Origin of the sequence: Paraburkholderia sp. CI3 (assembly GCF_050436505.1) — a bacterium.
GTDB classification, from domain to species: Bacteria; Pseudomonadota; Gammaproteobacteria; order Burkholderiales; family Burkholderiaceae; genus Paraburkholderia; species Paraburkholderia tuberum.
Window position 1 is genome coordinate 1,721,639 of the sequence record NZ_JBNDMI010000003.1, and the last position, 20,866, is coordinate 1,742,504.

General features: G+C 62.0%; 16 protein-coding genes and 1 pseudogene. 7 read left to right on the top strand and 10 right to left on the bottom strand.

Annotated elements, in window-relative coordinates:
• Positions 1 to 11: 11 nt before the first annotated feature.
• The 4 genes from OKW29_RS16580 to OKW29_RS16595 all read right to left on the bottom strand — a co-directional run bounded on the left by OKW29_RS16580 (position 12) and on the right by OKW29_RS16595 (position 3,948).
• Entirely contained in the window at positions 12 to 1,403 is a 1,392-nt protein-coding gene (locus tag OKW29_RS16580) for a class I SAM-dependent methyltransferase (RefSeq protein WP_429291802.1), read from the bottom strand.
• A 551-nt stretch (positions 1,404 to 1,954) separates the two neighbouring features.
• Positions 1,955 to 2,362: a DUF2000 family protein gene (locus tag OKW29_RS16585; RefSeq protein WP_429291803.1), complete on the bottom strand. Its 408-nt coding sequence runs from the start codon at positions 2,360 to 2,362 to the stop codon at positions 1,955 to 1,957.
• A 44-nt stretch (positions 2,363 to 2,406) separates the two neighbouring features.
• Positions 2,407 to 3,252, bottom strand: a complete 846-nt coding sequence (locus tag OKW29_RS16590; protein ID WP_429291804.1) for a helix-turn-helix domain-containing protein — start codon at positions 3,250 to 3,252, stop codon at positions 2,407 to 2,409.
• Positions 3,253 to 3,435: 183 nt separating this feature from the next.
• The gene (locus OKW29_RS16595) at positions 3,436 to 3,948 is read right to left on the bottom strand and encodes a hypothetical protein (protein WP_425199374.1); all 513 of its coding nucleotides are present in this window, start codon (positions 3,946 to 3,948) and stop codon (positions 3,436 to 3,438) included.
• A gap of 349 nt (positions 3,949 to 4,297) precedes the next feature.
• Between OKW29_RS16595 and OKW29_RS16600 the strand changes: the two genes are divergently transcribed.
• Both OKW29_RS16600 and OKW29_RS16605 read left to right on the top strand, forming a co-directional pair.
• Positions 4,298 to 6,805, top strand: a complete 2,508-nt coding sequence (locus OKW29_RS16600) for an alkaline phosphatase family protein (protein WP_429291805.1) — start codon at positions 4,298 to 4,300, stop codon at positions 6,803 to 6,805.
• A gap of 66 nt (positions 6,806 to 6,871) precedes the next feature.
• The gene (locus tag OKW29_RS16605; protein WP_429291806.1) at positions 6,872 to 8,245 is read left to right on the top strand and encodes a cytochrome-c peroxidase; all 1,374 of its coding nucleotides are present in this window, start codon (positions 6,872 to 6,874) and stop codon (positions 8,243 to 8,245) included.
• Positions 8,246 to 8,312: 67 nt separating this feature from the next.
• Here OKW29_RS16605 and OKW29_RS16610 read toward each other — a convergent pair whose 3' ends face one another.
• Entirely contained in the window at positions 8,313 to 8,945 is a 633-nt protein-coding gene (locus OKW29_RS16610; protein WP_429291807.1) for an isochorismatase family cysteine hydrolase, read from the bottom strand.
• A gap of 233 nt (positions 8,946 to 9,178) precedes the next feature.
• Between OKW29_RS16610 and OKW29_RS16615 the strand changes: the two genes are divergently transcribed.
• Entirely contained in the window at positions 9,179 to 10,174 is a 996-nt protein-coding gene (locus OKW29_RS16615) for an aldo/keto reductase (protein ID WP_429291808.1), read from the top strand.
• Positions 10,175 to 10,267: 93 nt separating this feature from the next.
• Positions 10,268 to 10,660, top strand: coding sequence for a hypothetical protein (locus OKW29_RS16620; protein WP_187627216.1), 393 nt, complete (start codon positions 10,268 to 10,270; stop codon positions 10,658 to 10,660).
• A gap of 10 nt (positions 10,661 to 10,670) precedes the next feature.
• Here the strand turns inward: OKW29_RS16620 and OKW29_RS16625 are convergent, their stop codons facing one another.
• Positions 10,671 to 12,311 carry a DHA2 family efflux MFS transporter permease subunit gene (locus OKW29_RS16625; RefSeq protein ID WP_429291809.1) on the bottom strand — a complete coding sequence of 547 codons (1,641 nt, stop codon included), beginning with the start codon at positions 12,309 to 12,311 and terminating at the stop codon, positions 10,671 to 10,673.
• Between the two features lie 202 nt (positions 12,312 to 12,513).
• On the opposite strand from OKW29_RS16625, the gene OKW29_RS16630 reads away from it, so the two are divergent.
• Positions 12,514 to 13,755 (top strand): cystathionine gamma-synthase family protein, encoded by a 1,242-nt coding sequence (locus OKW29_RS16630; protein WP_184030122.1) that lies wholly within the window; start codon positions 12,514 to 12,516, stop codon positions 13,753 to 13,755.
• 103 nt (positions 13,756 to 13,858) lie between these two features.
• On the opposite strand, the gene OKW29_RS16635 is transcribed toward OKW29_RS16630, so the two are convergent.
• Entirely contained in the window at positions 13,859 to 14,227 is a 369-nt protein-coding gene (locus OKW29_RS16635; RefSeq protein WP_184070277.1) for an NUDIX hydrolase, read from the bottom strand.
• Positions 14,228 to 14,469: 242 nt separating this feature from the next.
• On the opposite strand from OKW29_RS16635, the gene OKW29_RS16640 reads away from it, so the two are divergent.
• Entirely contained in the window at positions 14,470 to 15,381 is a 912-nt protein-coding gene (locus OKW29_RS16640; RefSeq protein WP_429291810.1) for a CHAD domain-containing protein, read from the top strand.
• A 496-nt stretch (positions 15,382 to 15,877) separates the two neighbouring features.
• Here the strand turns inward: OKW29_RS16640 and OKW29_RS16645 are convergent.
• Positions 15,878 to 16,201: pseudogene (locus OKW29_RS16645) on the bottom strand (transposase); the annotation flags it as partial.
• Positions 16,202 to 16,374: 173 nt separating this feature from the next.
• Here OKW29_RS16645 and OKW29_RS16650 point away from each other — a divergent pair.
• Positions 16,375 to 18,168 carry a B12-binding domain-containing radical SAM protein gene (locus OKW29_RS16650; RefSeq protein ID WP_429291811.1) on the top strand — a complete coding sequence of 598 codons (1,794 nt, stop codon included), beginning with the start codon at positions 16,375 to 16,377 and terminating at the stop codon, positions 18,166 to 18,168.
• A gap of 217 nt (positions 18,169 to 18,385) precedes the next feature.
• Here OKW29_RS16650 and OKW29_RS16655 read toward each other — a convergent pair whose 3' ends face one another.
• The gene (locus tag OKW29_RS16655) at positions 18,386 to 19,270 is read right to left on the bottom strand and encodes a hypothetical protein (RefSeq protein WP_429291812.1); all 885 of its coding nucleotides are present in this window, start codon (positions 19,268 to 19,270) and stop codon (positions 18,386 to 18,388) included.
• Between the two features lie 111 nt (positions 19,271 to 19,381).
• Entirely contained in the window at positions 19,382 to 20,860 is a 1,479-nt protein-coding gene (locus tag OKW29_RS16660; protein ID WP_429291813.1) for a glycosyltransferase, read from the bottom strand.
• Positions 20,861 to 20,866: the final 6 nt, after the last annotated feature.

Genomic DNA, 20,866 nt, shown 5'->3' on the forward strand with positions numbered 1-20,866 from the left:
TCGACACGGTTTCAGAGGATCGTGGCTTCCGCGAACACATTCACCCCGGTCTTGTCGACGTAGAGCTTCTGGTCATTGGAGTTGGCGGGAAGCAGCGAGCTCATGCCGCTTTCGTTCCGATAAATCAGATACCACTCGAGCAGATGCTCCATCCCGTACTTCTCCGGATTCGCCGAATGGACGTTGGTGACCAGCAACTGGCCGCCAGCTCGCGTGCGAGCGGCGAAGTAACTGAGGAGACGCGCGCAGACCTTGTCCGACAGATAGTCGAACAGACCCGCGCAGTACACCGCGTCGAATTCGCGCGCGGAGGGGTCCGTTGAAATTTTACGCTTGAGCAGATCGTGCACCGACTGATGCACCATGTGCACCGAGGCTTTATGGCCCGCGGCATTCGCCGAGCTTTCGATCGCGTCCTTCGTAAACGCCAGCGTTTCCTCGCTGAAGTCGACCAGCTCGAACGACAGCAGCTCCGGATGCGGATATTCGCGCACGAAGCGCTGGATCTCGAAAGCGGGCCCGCAACCGACGTTGAGGATGCGGAACGGCCTGCCGGCAGCGCGCGCCGCTTCGGCCTGACGCGTCAGAAAGTCGATCAGCAGCGTGATGCGGTTGCGGTGCGCAGTCGCGACCGCCGCGTGCAGGAACGCGGTATTGACGATCTGGAAGTATGTGGTCGGTCCCTGCTGCGGATCGCTGAGGATCTGGTTGACCATCTCGTAGTCGCCGGCATAGCCGAGCGGCTTGGTGAACGTGCGGTAGACGAATGGCGCGCGCAGCAGCAACGGATGCAGTGCCGCTTGCGCATACGTGCGATGCACGGGTGCGGTCTCGGCGTCGACGCGCTCGGCCTCTTCCTCCAGGCGGTCGAGGAAGAACTTGATCTTGAGCATGATCGGCGTGGCGAGCTCGTAGAACAGGTCCTCGCGCAGCCTGCCTTCTTCGGTCTTCGGCAAGCTCTCGGTCAGGTCGACCTGCTCGACCCAGCGCGACACTTCCGACAGGAATGCGCGCATCTCGTTCACGACGATCTGATAGTCGCGCCGGATATTGAAGCGGGCGTCCCAGTCGCTGATAAAGAGTTCTGCTTCCCGGCCGACCGACTTCGCTTCATTGGGCAGAACGCTAAGCTCGCGCCATTCGTCGATGAGTGCCAGCGAAACCACCGCGGTCAGACCGGTGTTCACCAGACTCACCACCACCGCCTTGCCGAGATAGGCATTCTTGGTGCCCATGCGCACGCTCAGCTCGCTTAACACCTCGCTGACCTGCACGATGGAATAGGGGTTATAGACCTCCATGACCAAAGACTTTCTCTGGAGGTTAATGATCGTCCCACGCACGTGCTCGCGCTGCGAGTTGCGGAAGCTGATCACCGGGTCGATTTGCGTTTGAGAGTACACGGTATTAGTACCTGAGGAATCCGGGAACGCAGCAGGGTGTTGGAGAAGTCCAGTGAATGGCTGCCGCACGCACGACACCGGCGACAAGTCGTGGACGCGTTTCAAACCACTTTGAGCTGGAAACACCAAAGCCCTTTGCCAGAATGGCTCCAGCGGCTTGCAGTGTAACATCAACACGTTCAATTCTGACTGAGGTCAAATTCAGGAGGAAACGTATATGCAAGGATTTCTTGCGAGCATGTCCGTGCTGTAGAAAGCCGTTTTTGCAAAGAACCATTTGAAACGAGTTGGCGAGCGCGCGGGTGCAATCGCCGACAATTCGTTTCTCGACAACGACTTGCAATCGCATTGCCACGATGGCGGCACGATCCGCTATTGAGGGGGTGCGTTACTTGTGCCTTTCTGATCTATGCCCTTTGGATATGCCCCGTGCATTCGCCGAATAAGCCTTTTTTGTTTTAACGCAATTCGCGTCCGGCGCGGCAAACGTTTTTCTTTTAGAGTTCGGCGCGAGTACCGTCGACAATCGAGCGGCTCGCGCACTCGTTGACTCATTCGTGCAAGGCCAAACCTTTCACGGCCTTATCGACGGCTTTCTTCGGTCCGTGCAGTGCGAGACCGACGAGATCGAGATTCGCCGCGTCCTCGGCGCGAAAGACTGCGCGATTCGCCGCGTCATGCCCCGTCGAAAACACCGCGTGCACATACGGCACGATTCCGAGCTCGCGCGACAGCGCCTGCCGATGCGCGCCCTGCAGACCGAACCGGTCGGCGGCGAACACCATCATCGGCTGGCCGAGCATCCGGCCGTAGCGGTGCCCGGCGGCATCCTCGTAGGGCTCGCCCAGCGCATCGGGCGCCGCGGCCGCGACACCGGTCGCGAGAAACGCGACCACATTGAGCTTCTGCCAGACCGCGAGATCGCTGCGCACGATCAGCGCCACTTTGGTATCGAACATGATGACTCCTCGTTGAGCCGCTCATGATCGACGATGCCGCGCGATCAGTCTGGAACGTTTGTGCACATCTGCCGGTACGCCGCCGGCGTCATGCGGTACGCCCGACGAAACCAGCGGCCGAGATGGCTCTGATCCGCGAAGCCGACTTCGGCGGCGACCTGCGCGGGCGTGCGGCCGGTCGCGAGCAGGCGCCGCGCGGCGCGCAGGCGCAAGCGCACCAGATACGCGTGCGGCGAGGTGCCGAACGCGCGCTGAAACAGACGCGTCAACCTGAACCGGTCGATGCCGGCAACTTCGGCGAGTTCGTCGAGCCCCAGATTGCCGTCCATGTGTTCGTGCAACAGATCGCGCACCCGCGTGATCGCAGGTGACGCGGCGGGGTCGCCGGTCAGCGGCGCATCGCGCAGCTGGGCGCCGAGTTGCAGCAGCAGACGATCGAGCGTCTGGTCGCGCGCGAGCCGGCCCTCGTTGCCGTAGATCGCGGCGAAGGCCCGGCCGATCGCATCGATGAGCGCACGGTCGTCGACCAGCGTATGGCCGAACGCCGCCTCGACGCCGGCCAGTCCCGGCAGATCGAGCCGCCGCGCCGCGCGCTCGACCCAGGCTTGCGGCAGATACAGCATCGCGTAAGTGAAGCCGGCCGCCTCTGGCGCGTGACCGTCGTGCAGCGCGCCGGGCTCGATCAGGATCGCGCGGCCCGGCACGCTCGTGTGCAACGACCGATGACACTGGAAGCGTTGCACGCCCTGCTCCGTATAGCCGATCAACATGTCGTCGTGATCGTGCGGATCGTAGGCGTGGCCGCCGAAATGCGCGCGCAGGCTCTCGATGCCGGTTTCGGCATCGCGGCGGGCGATTAGCCAGTTGGCGGGACTGAGTGAAGTGGGCATGGGTTGGAGCTGGCGGGCAGCGGGCGATGCGGCCAGCGGACAGTGTACGGCAGCGGGGGAACCGGGTCGGGCCAACGCCCCCGTCGGCGAGACGTCCTCACGATGTCAGTGCAACTCACCCCGCTCGTCGCCGACCAGAACGACGTTGCCAACGACCGTTCCTGTCGACGAAGGCAACCGGCGTCACGGCTTTTTCGAACGCGGCGGCCGTGCGTTGACGAACGGGTTATAGCCGCGCGAACCCGCCGGCCGATCCTGTTCGGTCGCGCGGCGGCGCTTGCTGGATCGTCCGTCGCCCGACAATTGCGCAAGCAGTTCTTGCGATTCGGACTCCGACTCCGCGTCCGTTTCATCCACCGGCGGCGCGGTTTTTTTGCGTCGCGCGGTTTTTGGCTGCGCTGCTTTCTCGTCCGTATCCGGCGCGACGCCCGCGATGTGTTCGATCACAGTCATGAACGATGCCGATGCCGACCGGACAGGTTGTCCCGGCAGCATCGTCAGCGCGACGATTTCGTGCAGTGAACGACCGTCGACGGAGCGGCCCTCCACCGTGTCATGCCAGTCGACATCCGCTTGCGCGAAGGCGCCGATCACACGTTCGAGCACGGCCGGCGACAGGACGCCGCCGTCGTACAACCGGATGACGACGCTTTCGAACATCTGGAGCGGGGCGATGCCCGTTGTTTTCGACGCCACGTTTTGTCATCCGGTTGGTTTCTCTTCCAGTATCAGCCAGCAAATCATATGCCGATGTGGCGAGTAACTCATCGTGATCGCCGAATACGGCATGCACGAGGCGTGAATCATGCTCGCATGCAGGAAGTCGGCCCACTTGCACAAGCAGGGCGTCGTCGGTCGAGCCATATCGACCGCGCCGTCGTAGCAAATTAGAGAGAACCGTCGATCGAGCCGCGGGACGTCATCACTGCCTTGTCATATGGCGTTGGGAAGATCGCGGCGCCATCCAGGCCCGCGACGTCGAGCGGTCTTGAGTCTTGCGGCACAGAAAAAAACGACGACCGACAACCCCCACGACCCAACGACCATGAAAAGAAGCGCCTCGACACTCGCCGGTTTGGGAGTCATGCTTTCGCTCGCCGCTTGCGGCCCCGACAATGTCAGCTCGCCCGCCACCGGCTCGAGTGCCAGCGCGAATACCAGCACCAGCGTCACCGCGACGGGCATCGCCGCCGCCGGCGCGCCCATCGTCGGCGTCACCGTCACGGTGACGGACAGCGACGGGAAGAGCACGCAGTCGAGCCTCACCGACGCGACCGGCAAGTTCACCGTGTCGATGACGGGCAAGGCGCCGTTCGTTCTGACCGCGCCATTCAACGATGCGGACGGCACGCCGGCCACCCTGTCCGCGGTCATCGATCCCGCGCCCGCGTCGTCGGGTGCGGCCGTGTCCGTGGTCGCCAATCTGAATCCGCTGACGTCGCTGCTCACGCAGCGCGTGCTGGGGATCGTGCCCAATGGCGCGCCGACCAGCGCGCAGATCGCGTCGGCGAAGATCTCCGCGAGCAGCATCGCCCAGGCCGACGCGGCCGTCGCGGGCGCGTTGCAGCCACTGTTCAGCGCGTTCAACGTGCCGGTCAATACCGTCGCGGACCCGATCGGCACGCCTTATCAGGCGAATGCGAGTAACCCGCTCGATAACCTGTTCGATATCGCGCGCTTCACGGTGCACGCCGGCACGGTCGCCGCCGGTGTCGACGCCAGCCGCGCGCAGGTTTCGATCCCGCCCACCGGCGCGGTCTCCGGCGCGATGCCGGTCGCCGCCGTGAGCTCGGCGCTCGCGTTGAGCAACAGCGCGACCACGACGCCGATTCAGCACGTCATCGTCGTGGTCGGCGAGAACCAGACTTTCGACGGCCTGTTCGGCGGCTACGTCGCGCCGGACGGCCAGACGGTCAAGAACCTGCTGTCGGAAGGCATCATCAACGCGGACGGCACGCCGGGTCCGAACTTCGCGCAGGCCGCCCAGAACCAGGGCACGACGCAAACGGCCTACACGATCAACCCGACGCGCGGCGCGGCGTACGCGACTCTGCCGCAGCCGGAACAGATCGGCATCGAAAACCTCCAGACCTTCACGACCGGCGGCGGCACGGCCGACACGCGCTTCCCGGCCACGCTGCCTAACGGCCCGTTCCAGATCACCAGGTACGTACCGTACGCGCAGCAGGTCACGGCCGTCGCGCCCTTGCTGACGCTCTACGCGATGACCGGCGACCCGGTCCATCGCTTCTTCCAGATGTGGCAGCAAACCGGCGGCGACAACAGCAAGCACGACATGTTCACGTGGGTGGCCACCACGGTCGGCCAGGGTGGCGATACGACCGGCATCACGCCGCAGAATCCGTCGCAGGGCGGCGAACTGATGGGCTTCATGAACATGTCGATCGGCGATGCGCCGTATTTCCAGTCACTCGCGCAAACCTACGCGGTCAGCGACAACTATCACCAGTCGATCATGGGCGGCACCGGCGCGAACTTCTTCTCGATCGCGACGGCCGACGAGCCGTACTTCAACACGGCCGGCACCGTCGCAACGCCGCCGGCCAACCAGATCGAAAATCCTGACCCGATGGCGCACACGGCGAACTTCTACACGCAGGACGGCTACGAAGGCGGCTCCTACGTGAACTGTTCCGATGCGAGCCAGGCCGGCGTGTCAGCCATTCTCAATTTCCTCGCCGCGAAGAAGGTCGCAAGCAATTGCGACGCGGGCAAGTACTATCTCGTCAACAACTACAACCCCGGTTATGACCTGAACGGCAACGTCCAGCCGATCGGTCCGAACAACTACAACTACCCGCCGCAGACCGTGCCCACCATCGCCGAGGCGCTGGCTGCCAAGGGCGTGTCGTGGAAGTGGTATACGGGCGGGCGCACCACCAGCGACCTTGCAGCTGAAACCCAGCTGCTGGAACTCGCGGACGGGTTGCCGGCGGCGCAGGCGGCGGCGCTTGCACAGTCGGCGCAGTACAACGTCATCGGCGACCCGCTGGTCGCGTCGAGCAAGGTGATGGGCACGCCCGCGCTGAAGGCGAACCTGACCGATCTGACGACGTTCGCCAACGACATCAAGAACAGCACGCTGCCCGCGGTGTCGTTCGTCGTGCCGAAGAACCTCGACAGCGGTCACCCCGGCTATTCGGCACCGGCCACCTATGAGGCGTTCCTGAAGACCGTGATCGCCAACGTTCAGGCCAATCCGACGCTGTGGGCGCATACGGCAATCCTGATCACCACCGACGAAGGCGGCGGCCACTTCGACACCGGCGCGATCCAGAACCTCGATTTCTTCGGCGACGGTCCGCGCATTCCGATGCTCGTGGTGTCGCCGTATGCCCGCAAGGGGATGGTCGACCACACGTACTACGATCATGCGTCGGTGCTCAAATTCATCGAACGCAACTGGCGCCTGCAGCCGCTGTCGACGCGTAGCCGCGACCGTCTGCCGAATCCGGTCACCTCGACGCAAAGCCCGTATCTGCCGATCAACACGACTTCGATCGGCGACCTGATGGCGATGTTCAATTTCTGATCGACGAGAGCATCGAAAAAACGGTGGGGCCTTCGCTCCACCGTCTTCCGTTGAAACGACGCACGCATGCAGATGATTCGAGATTGCTTCAAAGTGGCGAGTGGATTGGGCGCTGCAACGATTGCCGCCTTCGCCGCCTTCACGCTGGGTGCGAGCTTTTCAGCCACGGCACAAGCGCCGTCGAGCAATGGACTGACGGCCGCCGCGGGCGGCTTTGCCGCGGCATCGGAAGCGGTGCCCAAGGCGGCCGCCAAAGTCTCGGTGCAAAGATGGGTTCGCTACCCCGCGAGCCCTGCCGCGTTGAGCCAGCGGGCCGAACTTGGCAAACAGATATTCTTCGACGCGTCGCTATCGGCCTCGGGAAAGATGTCATGCGCGAGCTGCCATAGTCCCGAGCGCGCCTACGGTCCACCGAACGGCCTTGCCGTGCAACTGGGCGGCGCCGACATGCGCCAGCCGGGTACGCGCTCGGTGCCGTCGCTGCGCTATCTGAGCTTCACGCCGTTGTTCAGCCGGCACTTCTATACGCCCGCCTCGGAAGATACCGAGGACGAAGGACCGACGGGCGGCTTCATGCGCGACGGCGCCGCCGCATCGTTGCACGATCAGGCGTCGATGCCGCTACTCAATCCGAACGAGATGGCCAACCGCAGCGCGGCCGAAGTCGTCGCGAAGCTGCAGCGCAGCGCTTATGCCGACACCTTCAGAAAGGTCCTCGGCGCCCAGGTCTTCTCGCAGACGGACAAGGCATTCGCGCACATCGGCGAAGCACTCGAAGCGTTTCAGACCGAAGACGTGAGCTTCCATCCGTACACGAGCAAGTTCGATGCGGCGATGTCGGGCAATGCGGACTTCACGGCGCAGGAACTGCGCGGCTACGCGCTGTTCAACAACCCCGACAAGGGCAATTGCGCAAAATGCCATCTGGACGCGCCTGGGCCCGGCGGACGGCCGGCGCAATTCGCCGACTTTTCGTTCATCGCGCTCGGGGTGCCGCGTAACCCGGACATTCCGGCCAATCGCGATCCGACGTATTTCGACCTTGGGCTGTGCGGCCCCTATCGCTCTGATCTGGCGAAGGAAACCGGCTTCTGCGGCATGTTCAAGTCACCGACGCTGCGCAACGTTGCGACGCGCTCGGTGTTTTTCCACAACGGCCGCTTTCATAAGCTTGAGGACGTGATGCGCTTCTATGTCGAGCGCGATACCAATCCGGCGAAGTGGTATCCGAAGGGGGCCAACGGCAAGGTCGACAAATTCGACGATCTGCCGCGCCGCTATCGCAACAACGTCGACTTCGCGGATGCGCCGATGGATCGGAAGCTCGGCGGCAAGCCCGCGCTGAACGAGGCCGAGATTCGCGACGTCATCGCATTCCTGCAGACGTTGAACGACGGTTATTCGGTCACGCCGGGCGGCCCGAAAGCGCTGGTGCGATAGCGGGGTTTGTTCGTAGCGAAACCAACGGAACGCCGGGGAAAGACGTAGTCGAGCTGGCGATATTGGTCTACGCGAGCAGCAGTAACGCATCCGCCAGTGACAGCACCGTTGTGCGTGAATCGAATGCGGTAGAAAACAGACGCTCGTGGACCACCTGGTCCGGGTCGTAACAGCAATCCTTCACCGTATACAGGCGGAAGTCCGCGTCGCTGGCGTACGCGACCGAGGACAGCACGACTCCGGTCGACGCGATGCCGACCATGATCAGCGAATCGATACCTTGCTCCGAAAGCTTCGCCTCCAGATCGGTGCCGAAGAACACGCTCGCACGATGCGCGATGACGAGCGGTTCGTTGGCCTGCTGGCCCAACTCTGGCGCGGTCCGGTCTGCGAGGAAGAGGCCAAGACTTTTGATTCCCTGCCCATTCCTGTTCAACGGGCTGACTTCCGGATAGCCCGGACTGAACCTGAGGTTGGCGAAATAGACGCTGACGCCTTTGGCCCGGGCCGCGTCGCATAAGCTGCGCGTATTGGCGAGCAAGGCGGGCGCCACCGACGGAAAGAGTCCGAGAATGTCGGTCTGGTAGTGCATGACGACAAGCGCGGTTCGCGATGGTGCGATGGCCGGAATCCGTGCACTCGTGCGCGTGATGCCGAGCCCGTCGTTCGCGATGCCGTCAGAACCTGCGTTGGTTGTCATTACGCCACCTCTATCCGGGTTCCACGTCCTGTTGTCGGAGCAGCCGCTTCGATGCCGTGGAAATCATACTTCATCGCTTCGCGCGGGCGATCATCGATTCCGCCCGGCCGCATACCCCACTTCAACGGCCCTGCCCGCTTGCTACACTATGTACAAAGGTCGCCGGCGCTCCCGCAAGGGTCATGAACCGCCTGCGACGCAACTTCGCAAAAAAACAGAGGATGAGCATCCAAATGACGCTTTCGACGAGAAAATTTGGTCGTACCGGCTGGAATGTGTCGGAAATCGGTTTTGGGGCATGGGCGATCGGCGGCTCGTGGGGCAGTGTTGCGGAAGATGACGCCAAGGCCGCGCTAAATGCCGCGCTCGATAACGGTGTCACGTTCATCGACACGGCCGATGTCTACGGTGATGGTCGCTCCGAACGGATCATCCGCGACGTGCTGCGGCAACGAGGCGGCGAACGTCCGATTGTCGCCACCAAGCTCGGGCGCCGACTCGACCCGCATGTGACCAGCGGCTATCTGAACAAGCACGAGCTCGAAGCTTTCATCGACCGGAGTCGCTCGAGTCTCGGCGTCGACACGCTCGACCTGGTCCAGCTGCATTGCCCGCCGACGGAGGTTTACTACCGTCCCGAGGTGTTCGACGCAATGGACGACTTCGTCGCCGCCGGCAAGATCCGCTACTACGGCGTGTCGGTCGAAAAGGTGGAAGAAGCGCTGAAGGCGATCGAATATCCGAACGTGGCTTCGGTGCAGATCATCTACAACATGTTCCGTCAGCGTCCATCCGATCTGTTCTTCAGGCAAGCGCAAAAGAAAGACGTTGCGGTCATCGCGCGAGTGCCTCTGGCCAGCGGCATGCTCACGGGCAAGATGTCCGCGGATTCGACTTTTGCATCAGACGACCATCGTGCATTCAATCGGCATGGCGAGGCGTTCGACGTCGGCGAAACGTTCTCCGGCGTGCCCTACGACGTCGCGTTGCAAGCGGTCGACGAACTGCGCGGCCTGGTACCCGTGAACGCCTCCATGGCGCAGCTGGCTCTGCGCTGGATCCTGATGGAGGATGCCGTCTCCGTCATCATCCCGGGCAGCAAAAACGCGGCCCAGGCGGCGTCGAACGTCTCGGCCGCGAACCTCGCGCCGCTGTCCGACGAGATAATGCAACGGGTCCGGGATGTGTATCAGCGCCATATCGCGCCGCACGTCCACCAGCGCTGGTAAAGGCAACGCGGTGGCGGCTTCGAGGTGGGCGCATTCGACATGCAGGGAGCACTCGGAATAAATTGTGTTTGCACCTGGACTCTGGAGAACCTCATGACAGACATCGCACTTGCACGCAAAGATGCTTGCCTCGCAGTGGTTCATGCGGTACTGACGGACTTGAGCGACGACAGCAATCTGATCGGCGCGGCTCTACGTGTTGCGGACTACCTCGTAGATGATCTCGAAGGCAAGATCACCGAGACCGACGCCATACTGCTTGCTGTCACCGCGCTAACCAAGGTCAATCGCGCGATTCGCGAGTGGAACGACGTGGACGGCAACTCGATGGACGCGATGAGAGTCGCGGATTTCATCATCGATGAACAAATGAACGGGTACGACAGCGCGCCACATCAACCGACTTCGTCGGCGGCAAGAATCGAGGCGCGAGCGGCCGCGGTGATCCGGCCGACGGGGTCCCCGGTGCGGCCTGTTCACCACTGAGTTTCGTTTCTCACTCCGGGCGCGCCACCGCCGGCCGTTGCAGCGGCTGGATGGTGGCCATCGCAAGCCCCGCTCCGGCGAACGCACACGCGGCGCAGACGAGCGCGACGGCCCGCAGCGCGTCGGTCATCGCATCGGCTTGCGCGCGCGCCACGGATGTCTCGCGCGGCGTATGCAAGTCGCCCGCCGCCCCTCCCGCTTGCTCGACCGGCGCCAGCAATTGCCCAATCTGGCGCGTATCTTGCGGCACATGCAGTTCGTCGAGGCGCGCCGATAGCGCCGCGTGGTGCGACCACACGAATACGATGCCGAGCACCGCAATCGCCAGCAGGCCCGCCACGCGCGCAACGGCGTTATTGATGCCGGACGCCACGCCTGTGCGCTCGCTCGGCACCGCGCCCATCACGGTCGTGGTAAGCGGCGCGACGGTGATCGTCATGCCGAGCCCGAGCACGACGAGCGCAGGGAAGAATTCAGCCCAATAGCTGCCGCGCACGAACGGCAGCGCCAGCAACGTGAACCCGACTCCGGCGACGCCCGGGCCAACGGTCAGCAGCGCGCGCGAACCGAAGCGGCTAGTCAGACCGCCAGTGAAGCGCGATAGCAAACCGATGATGAAAGGCACCGGCAACAGCGCCGCCCCCGCTTCGGTCGCGGTGTAGCCATGCGCGCGGATCAACGTGAACGGCAGGAAGAAGAACGTGCCGCCAAGGCCGAAGTAAAGCAGCAGTGTGACGAGGTTGGCGCCGGCGAAGTCGCGCGAGCGAAACAGGTCGAGCGGCATCATCGGGTTGGGGCTGCGCGCCTCAATGGTCACGAATGCGGCGAGCATCAGCACGCCGGCGCCAATCGCACAGAATACGAGCGGATGCGCGAAGCCACGCGCCGATGCTTCGGTCAGGCCGAACGTCAGCGCGGCGAGCCCCGTGGCTGCGCTCAGTGCGCCGGGCCAGTCGAGCTGTCCAGGTGCATCGGCCCCGTGGCTGTTAGGCACGGCCGATATGGCGAGCGCGATCGTCAGCGCCGCGAGCGGGACGTTCAGGAAGAAGATCGCGCGCCACGACCACGCGTCGACGAGCCAGCCGCCCGCCACCGGCCCCACGGCCGACGTGATCGCGCCGACGCCCGCCCAGGTGCCGATTGCCCGTCCGCGCGCTGCGTCGTCGAACACCGCGCCGATGATCGCAAGACTGCTGGGTACCAGCAGTGACGCGCCGATGCCTTGAACCGCGCGCGCGGCGACCAGCGCAAACGCATTCGGTGCCAACCCGCAAGCGGCCGACGCCAGCGTGAAAAGCGCGACGCCCGCGATGAACACCGTGCGCCGGCCGAGCTTGTCGCCCATCGATCCGCCGACCAGCACGAGGGAGCCGAGAAACAGCAGATACGCGTTGACGACCCACTGCATCGCCGCGACGCTCGCGCCGAGTTCGCTCTGAATGGCCGGCAGCGCGACGTTGACGACGGAGCCATCGATGAACGCCATGCTCGAACCACCGATCGTCGCGGCCAGCGCGAGGCGCTTGCGCTGGCACGGGCGGCCGGTCGTGATGGGCTGCGTGCGGATGACGAGCTCGTCGCACGGGCTCGCCTGCGCGGCGATGATGTGCGCCGTCTTCGGTTTGCTAGCAGGATGATCAGGGTCGGCCACGTTCGCTCCCGTGCTGGTCGATGAAGACTTAGAGCCTGTTCGTGCCACCGAGGCTAGCCAACCCCGCAGCGCAACATCGCGGAGCGGGTTTTGCCCATACGGGGTGTCCCGCGCCGCCGGACGGGACGCCAAGGACTTCGCCGGCGAGCGGTTACAGGCGATAATCGGTTGGAAGCAATCGATCTATAAAAGCGGAGAAGGAATGGACAAGCAAGGTTTCACCACTGGCATCGTTCACGGCGACAGAATTGCGGGCACCGAGCACGGTGCCTTGCGTCAGCCAGTTCATACGTCCGTGCAATATGGTTTCGAGCGCGTCGAGGACCTGATCGGCGTGTTCCAGGGCACGAAGAAAGGCGGCTTCAATTACGCACGGCAGGGCACGCCCACCACCGCCGCGCTCGAGCGCAAGATCACCAGCCTCGAAGAAGGCGTCGGCACCATCTGCTTCAGCACAGGCATGGCCGGCATCACCGCGACGTTCCTCACGCTGCTACGCGCGGGCGATCATCTCGTATCGAGCCGCTACGTGTTCGGCAACACCAACAGTCTGTTCGGCACGTTGCGGGCGCTCGGCATCGAAGTCACGACCGTCGACGCGTGCAACGTCGACGACGTGAAAAACGCAATCCGGCCGAATACGCGCATGGTGTTCGTCGAAACCATCGCGAATCCGGGCACGCAGATTCCCGACCTGCAAGGTATCGGTGACGTGTGCCGTGAGCGCGGCATCGTGTACTTCGTCGATAACACGATTACCTCGCCCGCATTGTTCAAGCCAAAGGCGGTCGGCGCGAGCCTCGTCATCAACTCGCTGACGAAGACTATCGCGGGTCATGGCGCGGCCCTCGGCGGCGCGGTGACGGATACGGGTCTGTTCGACTGGAGCGCGTATCCGAACATCGCCGACGACTATCGGCGTTCGGCGGCGAAGGATCAGGGGCTGCTGCAGATCCGCAAGAAAGGCCTGCGAGACATGGGCGCGGCATTGTCGTCCGAGCAGGCGCACTCGATCGCGATGGGCGCGGAAACGCTCGCCTTGCGCGTGAAGCAAAGCAGCGACAATGCGCTCGCGCTCGCGCAGTTTCTCGAAGGGCACGAAGCGATCGGCAACGTGTTCTATCCTGGCCTGAAGAGCCATCCGCAATACGAGATCGCACAGACGCTGTTCAAGGGCGCATCCTGGCTGTTGTCGTTCGAATTACTCAACGTGGATCGCATGGTCGAAGTCGTCAACGCGCTCAAGCTGCCGGTCAAGGCGACCGGTCTCGGCGACACGCGCACGCTGATCATTCCCGTCGCGCCGACGATCTTTTTCGAAGCCGGGCCGGAAACGCGCAAGGCGATGGGCATTTCCGACGGCATGCTGCGGCTGTCCGCGGGCATCGAGGATATCGACGACCTGATTGCGGATTTCGCACAGGCGCTCAAGTTCGCGGCGTAGTTTTTCGGGCTTTCGAAATTCTGAGCGAGGCTGGTGCGCCGGCCTCGCTTGTTTAGTTCCTGGCAGTGCAATCGGACGCCGGGGTATCAGTTGAAGGTCTGGGCTACTTCCTGCGCCGCTGATACATGAGCTTCACGATATCGGTCGTCGGCCCGCTGGTCATGAGGCGACGGATCTCGTCCATGTGAACCCAGCGACACCTGGCTATTTCGTTACTCGGGCGAGCTTTGGCCCGATTCGGGATTTCGCAGGAAAACACGTGATGGTGCTTCTGCTTGCCACGGAAGTCGAAGAGATGCTTGGCCGACTTGCCGGATAGTTGAGTTTCTTCCTTGAGTTCCCGAAGTGCGGCGTCCGTGCGATGTTCTCCACGCTTGAGGATCCCGCCCGGTAAAGCCCACTTTGCTTGACTACGTGCGACCAGAAGGATTCGCTTACCTCTGCGACAGATCACGGTGGCGCGTTTTTTCAAACCGAACTCCCACTTATGCCCCAGATACTCTCAAGACGCGCACCACACGGCGGCGTATCGGGCGTTGCCAGACATAGTTGAGCATCCTAATACAGAACAGCAGAAGCCGGTAATGTTTCGAAGCGAGGACAGCGGACGCGCGGCAGCTTAAAGCATGTCATCACCGCGTCACAATCTCGGCGCTAGAGGGTCGCTATGGTAAGGTCTCGGCAAATGGATTTTCTATTCGACTCGAGGCTGCAATGAATATGGATGGTGACTGGTCCTTGCCACGGCCAAACACTCTCTTCAAAGTCAACCGCCGGACGGCCGGTTCATCACTTTCAAAAACGAGTTCCGTCGCCAGTACCTTCTCGTCGCTGGCGGCGCCAGTGGTGGCCGAAGCCGTGCAAAGGGCAAGAGAGCTATCCACGCAGAGCGATGCAGAAGGGTTTCATCAGCTTCGCGTGGCTTTCAGAAAGCTTCGGGCTTTGTACTGGGCGTACTCTCCATACCTCGGAGAGGAATCGACCGCGCAAGCCACCGAAGAATTCAAGCGTCTTGCGGCCGTGGCAGGCGGAACCCGTGACTGGGACATAGCAGGCGATCTGCTGAGAGCCGCCCAGGAGTCCGGCGCCTCGATCGAACCGCTGGTGGCCGCGGCGCGCGAGATGCGCGCGCAGGCGGTGGTGCATAGCCAGACGATGATCAAAAGCGACGATGTCGAGGCGTTTCTGAACGATGTCCTGCTTCGCGCGCAAACCACACTGCTGTCGCGTTGCGACAATCTACCCATTCAGGCGTTCGCCGAGAAGCGTGTCCGTCTAGCACGGCGTGCACTTCAAAAGCGAAGCAGACGCGCTGCACGCAGCGAGGACACCCACGAGGAGGATCTTCACGACGTTCGAAAGGCAGGCAAAAAACTGAGGTACCTGCTGGAGTTTTTTCAACCCGTTATCAAAGGCGGACACGGTCGCACCATCAAGGAATTGACATCCGTGCAGACCAAGCTGGGGCAGTTCAACGACATTGCCGCAAGCGAGGCGCTGATTCGCAGCGCGTCATTCAATGAGGTTCCGCCCGAGGTCGTGCGGGAATCGCTGCAATGGTTGGGAAAGCAGAAGTCCCAACGGATGCGGGCGGCATCGCGGCGGGTCCGAGGCATCTCTAACTGAGGCGGGCGCTGACTGAATGGATGCCGAAGTATCACCGGGTTGTTGCGCGGTTGGTAAACGGCTGCGCTCGGCCAGGAGCGGGCGTTCACCAGTGCGCTCAGGCGGACACTCCAACGTCAGGTCCAATCAGATAGCGGACCTTTGTCCCTCAACAATCCAGGTGGCGTTCATGCTACCAGGGATAGAAGCCCGAACCTACTGGCCGAGGAACGCCATCGAACATGTCGCCGTAAGGTGGGCCGATCGCCAAGCGCACGCCCGGTTTGTTGACCGCCTGGTCGCAGGTTTGACTACAGCACATATTCAGGAATGCGGCATAACCGCCGTGCCGCTTCGGCATAGAATCCTCTGAGGAGGTTCCAGTTATGGCAGCTAACAAGCGCATCGATCCGGGCCATCCCGCCTATCAGGCCGCGCCGCACAGGACAACCCGCTACCCTGCGGAGCACGTTACGTTGACGGCCGGCTCCAGGAAGAGGCTGCGCCCCTGTGTGCCTCATTTCAAGGTCGGGCGCGGCAAGGTCGGCGTCGGTGGTGTCAGGTTGTAGGCCGCCTGCGTCAGGAGGAACCACTGCTCGACCCGCTCGCGGCCACGATACATCGCCTGACGAATCCGGCCTACCGTCTTGCTCCAGCCGAAGACCTGCTCGATGCATTTGCGCTTGCGCTGGCTGATGGCGTAGCCGGCCCAGCGTGTCGTGCGACCGTCAATCGCTGAGCCACCTCCGCGGCCGTCGTTTTGCGCCACATGCGGCGTCACACGATTGGCGCGGCAACTCGCCACGAAGCCCGCCGTGTCATAGTTCTTGTCGGCCCCAACAGGATCCCAATCCTCGAAACTTGGCGCCTGCTGCATTGTAAACACAGCAGGGGGCCAGGCGGGTAGGATGCGGGTTGTTGTACTGCTTGCCAGTTCACGATCCATCTCCGATTTTCTGAAGACGGACGACCTTCACGGTTTTGTGACTTCCAGACAGGGCTACAGAGCAGACCATGGACACGATCTACTCGATTTCTGACAGTTTCCGATTCTCTCTCGTCCTCATCAAGCCGACCCATTACGACGACGACGGCTACCCGATCCAGTGGCTCCGCTCGGTCATGCCTTCCAATACACTCGCCTGTATGTATGCGCTCGCTGATGACGCGCGAAAGCGAAAGCTGCTGGGCCCTGGCGTCCATTTTGAGATCGAAACATGGGACGAAACCAACCAGCGGGTGCGGCCAGAGCGCATCATTCGTGACCTGAATGCAAAAGGCGGGAGATCGATGATTGGTCTGGTCGGTGTGCAGTCGAACCAGTACCCGCGCGCACTCGACCTCGCCCGCCAGTTCCGTGCCGCAGGCTTGCCGGTTGCGATCGGTGGCTTCCACGTTTCTGGCTGCATCTCCATGCTGCCCGAGATGCCCGCTGAACTTAAGGAAGCACAAGCAATGGGTGTGGCGCTCTTCGCTGGGGAGGCCGAGGAACGGCGTCTTGATGAAGTCCTTCTCGACGCGTGGAATGGTGCAATGAAGCCCTTGTATAATTTCATGGACACGTTACCCTCGCTCGAAGGTGCTCCCCAGCCCTTCTTGCCGCGCAAGCATATCGAACGCACGGCAGGTACCTATACCTCGGTTGACCTCGGTCGTGGTTGCCCGTATCAGTGCTCGTTTTGTACCATCATCAACGTGCAGGGGCACAAGAGTCGCTTTCGCACCCCCGACGATCTCGAGAAGATCATCCGCGAGAACGCAACGCAGGGCATCGACCGGTTCTTCGTCACGGATGATAATTTCGCTCGCAACCACGACTGGGAGATCCTTCTCGACCGCGTCATCGAACTTCGGGAAAAGGAAGGCATTCACTGCGGCTTCACGATCCAGGTCGACACGCTCTGTCACAAGATTCCAGACTTCATCGAGAAGGCAACGCGCGCGGGTGTGCGTCGCGTGTTCATCGGGCTTGAGAATATCAATCCGGAGAATCTGATCGCGGCCAAGAAGCGGCAGAACAAGATCACCGAATACCGCGCCATGCTGCAGAAGTGGCGCGCCCACGGCGCGATTACCTACGCTGGCTATATCATCGGATTCCCGGCGGACACGAAAGAATCGATCCTGCGCGACATCGAGATCATCAAGCGTGAATTGCCAATCGACATTCTCGAATTCTTCATGCTCACCCCACTTCCGGGCTCCGAGGATCATCAGACGATGATAAGGAACGGTGAATGGATGGACCCGGACATCAACAAATACGACACCAACCACCGGGTCACGCACCACCCGAAAATGTCGGACGCTGAATGGGAAGAAGCGTATCGGTGCGCCTGGAGCGCGTTCTACTCGTACGAGCACATTCGCACGATCGTCAAGCGGGCAGCGCAGATCCCGAACGGCCGACCGAAGACGATCATGCGCACAATCGCCTGGTTCAGACTGATGATCGAACACGAGGGTGTGCATCCGCTCGAAGGGGGAGCCCTGCGGATGAAACACCGCCGTGACCGCCGTGGGCGGCTACCGCTCGAATCGCCGCTTCGCTTCTATCCGCGCTACTGGAGTGAGACCGCTGTCAAGGCGACAAAATATCTGCGCTTCTACCTCAGGACAGAGGCTATCCTCAGGGAAGTCGTGAAGGCACCGGAACGTTACGCCTACACGGATATCGCCATCACGCCGCTGCAGGAAGAGGAGTTCGAGCAGCTTGGACTCTTTCACTCCACGAGCGGCGGCGAGGCAGCGCTGGCTGTCCACCACCGGCGTATTGCCATCCGGTCATCGGGCCCGTCTGCAGCGTGATATCGTTGACAATGTCATCCAGTTTTCCTAGTACACATGCGACACGAAACAGAAGATCAGTCTTGTCGCGGTAACAGCACGAACGACTGGTTGAATCGGCGGATTCAACCGGTCGATAATCGACACGTTAGCGGCGGGTGAGCGCTTGCAGGCCAGCCCGCGCTTACGGTCTGGCTCCCTCTGGTCAGGCCAAGCTTTGCCGCAGCGCTGCGCACGCTCAGTTGAGTGGAATCAGCAAGCGGCCCGTGACGCTTGTGTAGCGATACGACGAGCCGCCGACCGCGAAGCCGGACGCGCGGTTGTTGGTCGTTTCGACGGCGACTTGCCACTGCACGGTCCGGCTGCGGTGGTTCTGCAGGCCGCCACGTACACTCCAGATGTTGCTTGCTGCGTCCGGGAGATTCTGGCGCCCGGCGTCAGCGTTCACGAAAAAGACGACCTTGTCGCCGATCGCGGTCCGCCACGAGATACCGCCCGAAGCCTCATTCAGCCAGCGCGGAGAGAAGTAGTTGCCCTGGTCGGGATTGCTGTTGTAATAGGTCCGAGTCTTGATGTATGCGTTAAGCCCGCTGTTCGCCGCAACCTCATAGTTCCATCGTGTGCGTAAGATGGGACGCGTATTGTCATCTGAGAACCGCAGCGCACCAGCCGCGACTCCGACGTTAAACCGCGACGTGAACTGATGATCGAACACGAGCAGCAGGCTGTTGTAGGTCAGGCCTTTCTCGATTCCAGGTATCGAGTCGACGACGTCCCGCCCCGCGCTCACGCCCAGCCCTGTGTCGGCAGTGATGTGCCGCATGTAGTCCAATGTACCCGTCACTGTCGTGTGACCATCTGTGTCCATCACGCCAAGCCGCCCATCCACTGTCTGCTTTGCATCATGCTGGTAGTACAGACCATATGCACCGCTCCCCGTGGCTGACCAACCGGGCGCGCTGTAATGCGTGATGCTCGCGCCCAGCCCCCATCCGTTGGCGAACAGATAGCCGAGGTTTCCGCGCTCTTCCTCGAAGTGGTCGCTGTCGTTGCTGTAGAAGACATCCCCAATCGGTGCGCCATACTTACCTGGCCCGTCATGAGATTGGGCGTGCGCGGGCACGGGCGCGCTGAGCGCGAGTGAGCCGGCGATAGCGAGAACGTGCCGGAGCGCGAGGCCGTCCGCGCAGCGAGGTACATGCATCAAGAAATTCCTCTTTTTTTCGTGTTCAGGTTATTTCGTGCCCCAGCGCTTGGTGCGCATCACGAACTCCTGCACATACCCGACCACGCAGGCGGGCTGCAGAACCAGCCCGTAGAACAGGCTATAGCAGATGAAGCCGAGCCAGTTTCGGCGCACTTTCAGGTCCTGCTCGGCGAACATGCCGGACTGGATGCGGTACATGATTCCGTTGATGATGAGCGCCATTGGGAGAACGAGCAGTGTCATCGGCCCCGCGATCCAGTAGATGCCAAACAGCGCCAGCACCATGCCTGGTACAAAAGCGAGCGTGTAGACCACATCCATGTACGGGAACAACAGATTCCACCAGATGAACACCGTCGTCATGCGCAGCTCGAACAGCATCTGCCAATGTTCCTTGAACGCCTCGATCAGTCCGCGTGACCACCGCTGACGCTGACGGATGAACTGCCGCATCGTGGTTGGCGCATTGGTGAACAAGCAGGCGTTTTCGGCAAAGCCAACGCGATACCCCGCTTTCAGGATCGCCCATGTAAGCACGATGTCCTCGCCGACCGAGTGAGGCCAGCCACCGACGTGACGTAGCACTTCAGTGTCGTAAACGGAGAAAGCCCCCTGCGCGACCAGCGTCCCCTGATAGAGACTCTGCACCCGCTTGATGGCAGCGATGCCATGGAAGTAGTCCCACTCCTGGATCTGCGTGACCAGATTGGTCCGCGAATTGCGCACCAGCACGGCGCCCGCAACGGCCTTCGTATTCGGCGGATCGCTCAAGTAGCGGCGCGTGAGGTTCTCCAGCGCATGGCGATACAGGTAGGAGTCGCCGTCCACCGTTATCGTCAGCTTGTGACGCACCTGCTTCAAGCCCTCGTTGAGCGCGCCCGCCTTGCCGATATTGCTGGGAAGGTGGATAACTTCGAGCCACGGATAGGGCAAGCGATCGAGCTCGGCAGCCGTGCCGTCAGAGGAGCCGTCATTGACCACAATCACCTGCAGCTCGCCAGGATATGCCTGCTGCGCGATACTTTCGATCGTTTGCGCGATACTGGCCTCCTCGTTGTACGCTGCGACGAGCATGCTGATGCCGGGTAGCGGTTCATTCGCTTCGCGCAACACCGGCCGGCGATCCATCAGCAGACTCGAGAGCAGGAAGGCATTCATGAAACCGGGCAAAATCGCAATGCCGAAAAGAATCAGGTATGCCCAAGCTGTGCCAAAGAGGTGACTCATGTCTGCCAGCCAGCGCTGACCCAAATAGAAAGAGAGCACACTCCACATCGTCGCGAGAATGAGCGACAGCGCGAATTTGATTCGTACCGGCAAATACCACCTTGATTGCTCTTTGGCGGACGTGGAGTGTGCGGGAGTTTTCACGGTTGGCCCCGCCGTTAGTTCCACTGGCTGTACTGGACTGGCGCACGCATGCTCAGCAGAAGCGGGAAATCGGACAGGTGACTTTTCAATCGCATGGCCCGGAACTCCGAATTCTTTCCTCATAGGATAGGTCACGCGGCA